The 8,334-nt window shown below is 39.4% G+C and carries 15 protein-coding genes; 1 reads left to right on the top strand and 14 read right to left on the bottom strand.

Translation table 11 applies throughout. The features are described from left to right. From HT722_RS09935 to HT722_RS09990, 12 genes are all read right to left on the bottom strand, one after another. A partial coding sequence (locus HT722_RS09935; RefSeq protein WP_173278822.1) for a RusA family crossover junction endodeoxyribonuclease occupies positions 1–292 on the bottom strand: 292 nt, incomplete at its 3' end. Beyond that, positions 289–624 (bottom strand): hypothetical protein, encoded by a 336-nt coding sequence (locus HT722_RS09940; RefSeq protein ID WP_173278823.1) that lies wholly within the window; start codon positions 622–624, stop codon positions 289–291. The genes HT722_RS09935 and HT722_RS09940, both read right to left, overlap by 4 nt. Positions 625–639: 15 nt before the next feature. Continuing rightward, positions 640–1,875, bottom strand: coding sequence for a DNA cytosine methyltransferase (locus HT722_RS09945; protein ID WP_173278824.1), 1,236 nt, complete (start codon positions 1,873–1,875; stop codon positions 640–642). A 169-nt stretch (positions 1,876–2,044) separates the two neighbouring features. Further along, a complete protein-coding gene (locus HT722_RS09950) occupies positions 2,045–2,560 on the bottom strand; it encodes a hypothetical protein (protein ID WP_173278825.1) in 516 nt (171 codons plus the stop codon). A 21-nt stretch (positions 2,561–2,581) separates the two neighbouring features. Continuing rightward, entirely contained in the window at positions 2,582–3,418 is an 837-nt protein-coding gene (locus tag HT722_RS09955) for a PD-(D/E)XK nuclease-like domain-containing protein (protein ID WP_173278826.1), read from the bottom strand. Between the two features lie 3 nt (positions 3,419–3,421). Further along, complete coding sequence (locus HT722_RS09960; RefSeq protein ID WP_173278827.1) at positions 3,422–4,372, bottom strand: recombinase RecT; 951 nt, start codon at positions 4,370–4,372, stop codon at positions 3,422–3,424. A gap of 11 nt (positions 4,373–4,383) precedes the next feature. Further along, positions 4,384–4,614 carry a hypothetical protein gene (locus HT722_RS09965; protein ID WP_173278828.1) on the bottom strand — a complete coding sequence of 77 codons (231 nt, stop codon included), beginning with the start codon at positions 4,612–4,614 and terminating at the stop codon, positions 4,384–4,386. Then, positions 4,611–4,790: a hypothetical protein gene (locus HT722_RS09970; protein ID WP_173278829.1), complete on the bottom strand. Its 180-nt coding sequence runs from the start codon at positions 4,788–4,790 to the stop codon at positions 4,611–4,613. Before HT722_RS09970 ends, HT722_RS09965 begins: the two co-directional genes overlap by 4 nt. A 105-nt stretch (positions 4,791–4,895) precedes the next feature. Continuing rightward, positions 4,896–5,039 (bottom strand): hypothetical protein, encoded by a 144-nt coding sequence (locus HT722_RS09975; RefSeq protein WP_173212775.1) that lies wholly within the window; start codon positions 5,037–5,039, stop codon positions 4,896–4,898. A gap of 16 nt (positions 5,040–5,055) precedes the next feature. After that, the gene (locus HT722_RS09980) at positions 5,056–5,382 is read right to left on the bottom strand and encodes a hypothetical protein (protein WP_173278830.1); all 327 of its coding nucleotides are present in this window, start codon (positions 5,380–5,382) and stop codon (positions 5,056–5,058) included. A gap of 2 nt (positions 5,383–5,384) precedes the next feature. Beyond that, positions 5,385–5,696 (bottom strand): excisionase, encoded by a 312-nt coding sequence (locus HT722_RS09985; protein WP_173278831.1) that lies wholly within the window; start codon positions 5,694–5,696, stop codon positions 5,385–5,387. Positions 5,697–5,773: 77 nt separating this feature from the next. Beyond that, positions 5,774–5,917, bottom strand: coding sequence for a hypothetical protein (locus HT722_RS09990; RefSeq protein WP_173278832.1), 144 nt, complete (start codon positions 5,915–5,917; stop codon positions 5,774–5,776). A 116-nt stretch (positions 5,918–6,033) separates the two neighbouring features. Here HT722_RS09990 and HT722_RS09995 point away from each other — a divergent pair, with 116 nt between their 5' ends. After that, positions 6,034–6,213 (top strand): hypothetical protein, encoded by a 180-nt coding sequence (locus tag HT722_RS09995; RefSeq protein WP_023947993.1) that lies wholly within the window; start codon positions 6,034–6,036, stop codon positions 6,211–6,213. Between the two features lie 791 nt (positions 6,214–7,004). On the opposite strand, the gene HT722_RS10005 is transcribed toward HT722_RS09995, so the two are convergent. Beyond that, entirely contained in the window at positions 7,005–7,733 is a 729-nt protein-coding gene (locus HT722_RS10005) for a phage antirepressor KilAC domain-containing protein (protein ID WP_173278834.1), read from the bottom strand. Positions 7,734–7,797: 64 nt separating this feature from the next. Continuing rightward, on the bottom strand, positions 7,798–8,304 hold the full coding sequence (locus tag HT722_RS10010) for a hypothetical protein (RefSeq protein WP_173278835.1): 507 nt from the start codon (positions 8,302–8,304) through the stop codon (positions 7,798–7,800). Positions 8,305–8,334: the final 30 nt, after the last annotated feature.

Raw genomic sequence — 8,334 nt, forward strand, 5'->3', positions numbered from 1 at the left:
CATAATTATCAATATCAGGTTTCTTGTCTACTGGCATAACTTCATCCAGTAGCGCTTGCTGGTTCTTCTTGACTTTGGAAATGTACTGAGGAGGTTTGATATAAAATCTAACCTTTGCCCTCAAAGCTCCCTCAAGAATAGGCTGGCCCATGTACTGATTAGCAATGAGCAGCTGGCAATGATTGCGCCAGGCTTTCATGTCCTTGTCTTCATAAGTCGTGGTAAAACTCCCACGCCTTGCAAATCTTGGCCGTGATTGTGGTTTAGGCTCAATGTTCAGGACAAGCTTCATAGCAAGACTCCATGGAATCCCAATTCTTCAAATAGATTCTTTTTGTTTTCTTCAATAAATTTAAAGAGGGTCTGAACTTCTTTGGTATCTTTGGCAAATTCTCCAGCTTCATAGGCGTTATCCAAAATCATATCAACAGATTGTTTAGCTTCTAGCACCAGCTTGTATTCAGGCTCAAATAAGTCGCCGTTTTCATCTAGTGATAGCTGTTTATCTTGTTTTACAAATTCTGCTACTGGACTCCACAACGAGCTCCCGACAATTTCGATATTCTGTTCTGTTTTGTTTATTACGATTGTAAAAGGCGGATTAATTACCGCTGTTTTTTGCATTTGTTTTTCTCCTGTTTATCTAAATTCCTTTGCTATTGCAGCTATAACATTGACTGTCACGCTATTTCCTGCTTGTTTGTATAATTGACTGTTGCTATTCACTTCTTGTGCTTTATCAAAAGCCCAATCTGGAAATCCTTGCAATCTCCAACATTCACGAGGTGTCAGCTTTCTAATTCTAAAATCAGGCTCAATTACTCCTTGACTTTCTACAGTCAAGAGGGCATTGGCTACTTTCTTCCCAACTCGTCCTCGCCTTGTTTTAGAGTTTGGGTGTGATAAGTTCACACTATCCCCAACCTCTGCCTCTGGATATCCTTGAGTAGTCGCTTCCTTGATTCTTAGGATGTTGTTTTCGTGATAGCCATTGCTAGTTAAAGTAGGAGCGATGTCATATTCTCCGCCTTTATTATACCCATGACCACGCTGAATGATTTTAGGTTCAAGACCTCCACCTTGATAGGCTCGGATTGTTGGTGCGATGCCGTCTGTTTCGTAAACCACTCCACATTGATTAAAATTGGGTTGCAGGATTCCGAACTGTTTTATAGCGACCTGCTTAGGCTCTTTGTAATCTGTTGCGGTTAAAGTTCCCACTACACCACCTGAACCATAGACCACGCTTTTAGTTCCTTTACTTGTGCCATTCGGATTTCTAGTATTGCCTATAATTTCTATTTTTGGTGGTTGATGATCAGATTGTTCACTTTCTCCGCTGATAGGAAAAACGTTTCTGGTACGTTCTCCTCTAAGATGTCCGATAATGAACACACGTTCCCGATTTTGGGGGACTCCAAAATTCTTGCTATTAAGCACTTGCCATTCCACATCATACCCCAATTCGTCCAAGGTTCGGATGATGGTTTCAAATGTAGCCCCTCCATCATGGTTGAGGAGTCCTCTGACGTTCTCAAGGAATAAATATTTAGGTCTGAGAATAGATGCGAACCTAGCAATTTCAAAGAACAAAGTTCCTCGTGTATCTTCAAAACCTCGTCTGTTTCCTGCAATTGAGAAAGCTTGGCACGGAAAGCCCCCACAGATAACGTCCACACTTCCGAATCTTCGAATAGACTCATCTGTGACTCTTGTAATGTCATGTAATTCAATTTCTCCTTCTGTGTTATGTATCGCTTTATAACTGGCTCTAGCGTATTTGTCTATTTCACAAAATCCAACGCATTCATGCCCGGCGGACTCCATACCAAGACGAAAACCGCCGATGCCAGCGAATAAATCCAAAAATTTCATCTGTTTATCTAAAAAAATGCGACTGCCTTTGTGAGAATTGGCTAAATACGGGCAGTCGCTCGTCCAAGGTCACATGACCTTTACTGACGTTTTCTAGTTCGCAGTTTTACAAGAATGCACGGCTTGTTGGTTTTTGAGTTGTTTCCAAAATGGAAATAGTTGGTTTTGTCTATTTTGATTCTTCAACAGTAAACATATCCTCGAATTCATCTGTCTGCTCTTTGAACTTCATCGGGCTGTCCCCTCTGAAATAAAATCCATTGTCATCCAATTCGCCTTTGACTCCCGTCGCCCAATACAAGAAAATTGAGCCTTGGCAGTCAGGGCAATTCATGAATGTAAAGTAAGACGGGACTTTCCACCGCTTCGCGCATCCGCAAAATGGGCATTGTAAATCGACATCTACCTTCTCACTTGGTTTCTGAGAAACCGCTGGACTTCCGCTAAATTTTGCTGAAAACCTGTCTGTGACTTCTTTGATATTGACAGGATCGATTTCAGCTATTTTTTCAGCATCATTTTTTAAAACTGTCTTTGTATCCCCGGGTTCTTTCTGACTTAAATCCTCAAGAATTTCATCAGACCCTGTAACCATTTGATAGGCTTTGAATAAGGTTTGATAGTCAAGTTCCTGCGCTCTCTCAAAACTCAATTTTACGTCATCTTGTTCAATATAGATTTTCATTCTTTCCTCACTTTTTTAAACTTAATAATTACTTTCAATCAAGTCATTCAAGCTAACTACTGCATTCAGTTTTTTCTGACTTCTGCAATAATCGCAATGACTACATTTTTTAGGTTCTTTCCGACCTTGGATAACATTCCAAACTTCTACAATTTCAGACTTGATTTTGTCTAAACCTTCTTCAAGCCATTCATCATCGATTTTCAAAATGTCACGATCTGGCACGTTTTCCTTACTGACCGCTACAATGTATGGTCTAAAATCATTCCCAGTCATTTGTTTCAGCAATTCACGATATAGGCCAAGTTGTCCATGATATCCAAAGTTAAGAATATTGTTAACTGCTGCAGGAACTTTCTTTTTAAGTTCTACGCTCCATTCTTCAGCGTAGATGGACTTCATGGTTTTCAAATCAACGAAATAACCACGGCTTAGATTCACGCTATCTAGCTTCCCTTTGACTGGTACGCCTTCGATTTCTCCATAAACAATCAACTCTTTTTGAACTTCGTCTGACGGATAACCGTGATACAAATGATTAAATCCATCGTCGTCCTTTAGACTTGCAATCATCTTATTGCCAATCACAAAATCGGATTTGAGGTTTCCCTTGTTCTTGCCAGTCTTAGCCAGGAGCTTGTCGCCATTTTCGTCCATGAATTGCCGATGAGCTTCTGGACTTTCAAAATAACTGTGAACGTAGTTCCCAAGAAGAAGAGGCGTTTCGTCTCTCTCCTCAGTCCATTCTCCGTTGTCCAAAGCAAAGGCCTTGGCTTGGCATTGCTGATACCGTTTAAAACGTGAGTTTGTCAACCAGTTTGTGTCCTGGTAGTAGTTCTCTTGTGTTAGTTCTTCCATGGCCTACTCCTTAATGTTGGTCGTGTTTCCCTCGAAGAAGCTGATCTCTTCCAAAACTTCGCCCGTTTCTTCGTTAAAGGCTGGAATTTCATCTGCTGGGTATTCGGTAGAAGCTAACTCGTCAGGATTTGCCGTTTTTTCAGCCGTTTTTGGGGGTGTTTTAGTTTCTTCGGCAAATTCTCCGTCCATCACGTTATCGCCCTCCGTGAGCTCGCTAGAGGCTCCTAGGATACCGTCCAAAGTTTCAGTAACTGGTTCTTGAGTAACGTCTTTCATTTCGTTCTTGTTTGAAATTGTACTATCTTCGTTGTCTGCCACAATCGCATCTTGTAATTCCGTCGAAAGAGGGGCGTATGTTGATAACATACGCTTCAATACTGTTTTTCTGGCCATAGCATCAAAATCAGACTGCCAGGGACTGTACTTACTAGAGAATGACTGACTGTACTTCTTACCATGCGCTTGAACTCGTTCTTTGGTCCAAAATACAGTTTTTTCAAAACCATTTGCAAGGCGCATGAATGCAAAGTATCCGACAACCTTTTCTTTTTCTTTTGGAATAGCAGACATATCCACTTCAAGATCCTCAGTAAGAGGGTTAAACCCTTTATATTGGCTTTCGTAGATTTCCCCTGCGTTCAATCGTGTCACTTGTCCGCTACGTTGTGCTAGCTGAATCAATCCTTTGTATCCGATTTGGAATTGTGCTTGGTTCTTGTAAGGTACGATATAAGCATATCCAAGGCTAGGTTCGATTGGCAGATTTAGGACTGCAGCCTTCATAGCGGCGGTCATGATGCTTTCATTTGTAGCTTTAGCCAGTAAGTTATTATTCGTCACAACGCTCAGCAAGCTAGCTACGAACTGTTGCCCGTTTCCGTTCACCACCTCTGAGAATTTCTGTTTTACTGCTGGTGAGTTAAAAAATTGTTTGTGTGTTAGTTCATTTGCCATTTTGTTTTCTCCTATGTATTCATGTTAATTCTGCGTCTAGACTTACTGTTTAAGGCATCTAATTCATTATTATAGTCTTGAATAAGTTGCAAATTCCCGTCAATAAAACGTTCCACGACTTGACCTAGAAGCTCTTGCGTTGTTACACCTCTTAGCTTAGCAAGAAGTCCGATATATTCTTTTTGTTTTTCAGAGACCTCTGCTCTTATAAATGACTTCCCTTTGTTAGTTATCTGTGTCATTTCCTTCTTCCTTTCGTCTTCTTAAGGTTCCAATTCTCACGTTTTATACGTCTGTTTTCGTTTTGCAATTTCAAAATAACGTCCTGTTGTTCGTTGATGATTTGCCCCAGCTCTCGGCCAAGATGAATATATTCAGCTCGCCAGTTATCGATTTCTGCAAGTAGTTCCTGAATCATATTTCATCACCCACGTATCGATACTGCCCACATCCAACATAGATGTACTCGCTTGGGTCAAGTTCTTCACGTTCTTCAGGTGGTTGCATTATATCTCTGTCGTAATCAAACATGAGCATACACCTTTCCAAGTTCCAGAACTCGTTTTACATATCCGGCCTTGGACGTTAGCCCAAGATCCAGTAATTCGTTTTTTTCTTCATGATTGGCCAAAAGCCATACACGGTTTTCAAGTTCAATTCTAGTCATTAGCGTCTCCTTTGCTCTATCCCAAATGCTTTGCATAGCGTGCTCTTCGTGGTTCTGGCAATGCTAGAGGTTCTGGGCGCAAGCCTACAGGCGGTTCATTGTCAAACGTAAAGCCTTTGAACTCCCGACGGATATTCTTGCGGATTTGTTCTCTTTCAATTTCACGGCCCATTTCAAGCAATTCATCACAAGTTCTAATCACTTGCGTATCATACTCTTCTTGAAGTCGTCTTTCTTCCTCTTTTTGCTTTTCTAACTGATGAGCTAGAAACCCTGCGCTGATAAATCCCAAAATCACTGCGCCAGTTCCTAAAAGCTGGCTAATTAGTGGTGGTTCAAACATTTTTATACTCCTAACAATTTTTCTTTCTTGATATTCTCAAGCATTTCTGATAAAGTTTCTTTCTTCGTACGATAGCGATTACGACTTTTCCATTTGACGAACATGCGAAATCCTTCGTAATCGATAAATACAATCTTATGAGTTGGGTTATCGATGAACTGCTTGAAGTCTGGATGTTCTCGCATTTCACCTGCCCAGACTTTTGCAGTTCCTGGAGTCAATCCTTCCCACCTCTGACAAAGATGCTTGTAATCACCATGCGTAGCTTTTTCGTCCGCATCAACTGGCTTATAAGTAATTTCTGTTTTCGGCATGCAATTTCCTCTCTTTCGTGTTATAATCATGTTGAATATTTTAGTATGCGCCTGATTGCCGTCAGGTGCTTTTTTGGTTAAAAAATCTTACTTTCCAGCGCCCTGAGCTCAATCTCATGACTAACTTGTTTCAATAGCTTCTCACATGCTATCTTAGCTTCTCTGTACGTTTTAGATTCGCTGATGAAGTAATCAGCAAGTTCAATGACTTTATCTTCCATTCAACCTCCTATATCGGTCTCAAGACTGATGAAATATCCTCCTAAATTGCTATAATAATCTTGACTAGGACCTCTCACCGTTTTAGTCAAAATCCCAATAGAAAGGAGGAGATCTAATGGCACTATCTGACAAAGAAATCGCTTTAGAACTTACAAAAATTACCGTCGAACACTTTAATGCTCGAGTTGCACATAGTGTTCCAAAGTCTGGATTACCAGAAGAAGCTATTGAACAATTCTACAAGCGATTCTATGAAACTGTTACGAATCTAAAAGACAATCACCCAGAATCGTAACATCTATTTGGAGCACATCTTCTGGATGTGCTTCTTTAATGCGAGCTATTTTTTCAATAGCTTCATCTACAGACGTGCTTCTTAAAGAGATATTCAGTTTAGCCATCCCTCTGTCTTCCTTTCTACTTTTCCTTTCAAACCAAAGTCCTAAATTAGAAATTTTAAACTTCTCTCTTTCTTTTATTTAGAGAAGTAGGACTTGTTGTCTTTTAATATTTATTGTTATTTAATACTTGTTGTTAGTTAATATTTATTAGTGCCCAAAATCTGACATCTCACTTTCTGACATCTCACTTTCTGACATCTCACTTTCTGACATCTCACTTTCTGACATCTCACTTTTTGGAATGTCAGAATTATAATTCATAGACGCCTTTTTGATAGACAGGTTTAATCTCTGTTTCATAATATCGAATTGGAAATCAGATATTTTTACATCTGAAAAGAATCTGAATATATGACTCCCTCCATTTCCAGGAGGTTTTTTTCGGATTTTTCGCAAATATCCAGCCTCTTCGAAAATTTTGAAATACTTATCGATTGTCTTCCGATTAACACCTTTTCGCTTGGCTATCTCCTCTGGATAGACTTGCCAGTTTGGGTGATTAGCCAGCACCACCATCATAATACCAACAGCTGTAAAGTCCAGTTTTGGATCGTTGATAAAACTATTACTAACAGCAGTATAATTTTCAGTCGCATTCTTGAAAGATAAATTGACAATCTAAATTTTTAAAGTCTGTCATACGCTCTCCTTTCTCTTCGCTTATTTCAATCACTTTCGTCCTTTTCTAACCTGTTAGACATTCCTGATTAAGGAACTTATTGATAAAGTACTGCTGTCCTTTGCCTGTGACCTTAGTTGTTGTGTTGACAGTGGTGTGACCGTCAGCATGATTGATGTTTGTCTTTTTCAACTCAAATAGACCTAACTGCATGCTTTTCTGTGTTGGTTGGTTCCAAGACTCTCCACGTCGACTAATGATGTAGCCGTTAGAGCGTAACCACTGGAAGAGCTTGTTTTGACCAATGTCAATCCCATTCTGTTTCAGAATTTTAGCTAGTTCACCGATTAGACAAGATGACTTACTTGCACTTACTGCGTCTGCAAATAACACCTTAGAACGGTCCGCTTCAATCTGAGCCTCCAGCTTGTGGACTTTCTGATCAGCCATGAGCAAGGCTCTTGCCATAATCTTCTCAGGACTGTTGAAGTCCTTTTCTACTTGGATGAAGTACTGTCTGACTTCTTTTCCTTTGTCGGTTTTCGACATCATTGCTAAGTGTTTTGCAGTGTCCAATGATAAAGCATAGTCTTGCAATTCCTTTGTTCCACCATATTGATTTAGCTGTGTAGTTGTAACTACGGAGCAAAAATCATAATTTTCTTCAAACCCTTTAAAGTTTTGTTCCACCCATTGGCTAAATCTTGTCTTAACTTCAAGGGTTTTGTGTAATTGTCTTGCTGATACAACCGGTTCTTGATTGTCATTCACAGTCACTTTAATAACTTCGTTCATGTCATTCCTCCTATTCCTCAAATCTTTCCGTTGAGTATCTGACTTTGCTAGGTGCTTTTTTGTTTTATAATTCTGGAAATTCCTGTTTTAATTTTGTTAGACGGACGTTGTACCTATCCAAAAAGAAATTTTTAAATTCGTTATATGTTTCCAAAGCGTTTTGAAACTCATCATCTGTCAAATCTTTTATTACTGTTGCACCATGTAAAGATAAAACAAGAGATTTTAATTGTTCATGGATGAGGGAACTATAAAGATTCGGTTTCGAATGATAGTAAATTCCTCTTTTATTCATCAACCTGTTTGTTAAAAATATTTTAGAGTCACTACCAATATTACTATCCCAACGGACCCCTGTTATGATTGGATAGATTGCACTACCCATTTCTCTCTTATAAGGATTTTGAAGTAAATCAAGGACTTTAGGATGATTGTTATTTACGATACGAATATCTTCATCAGTGATAGCGACTTGACCAAAATCTTTTCTAATCTTAACTATTTTATTGGCGACTGCTTCAGCAATCATTTCTTGTAATTCACGTTTACTTATTGTAATTACTTCTTCCATTTTCCTACTCCTCAAACTTTTCCCACGACT

The sequence above is a fragment of the Streptococcus sp. 53 genome, from assembly GCF_013276565.1.
Classification (GTDB): domain Bacteria; phylum Bacillota; class Bacilli; order Lactobacillales; family Streptococcaceae; genus Streptococcus.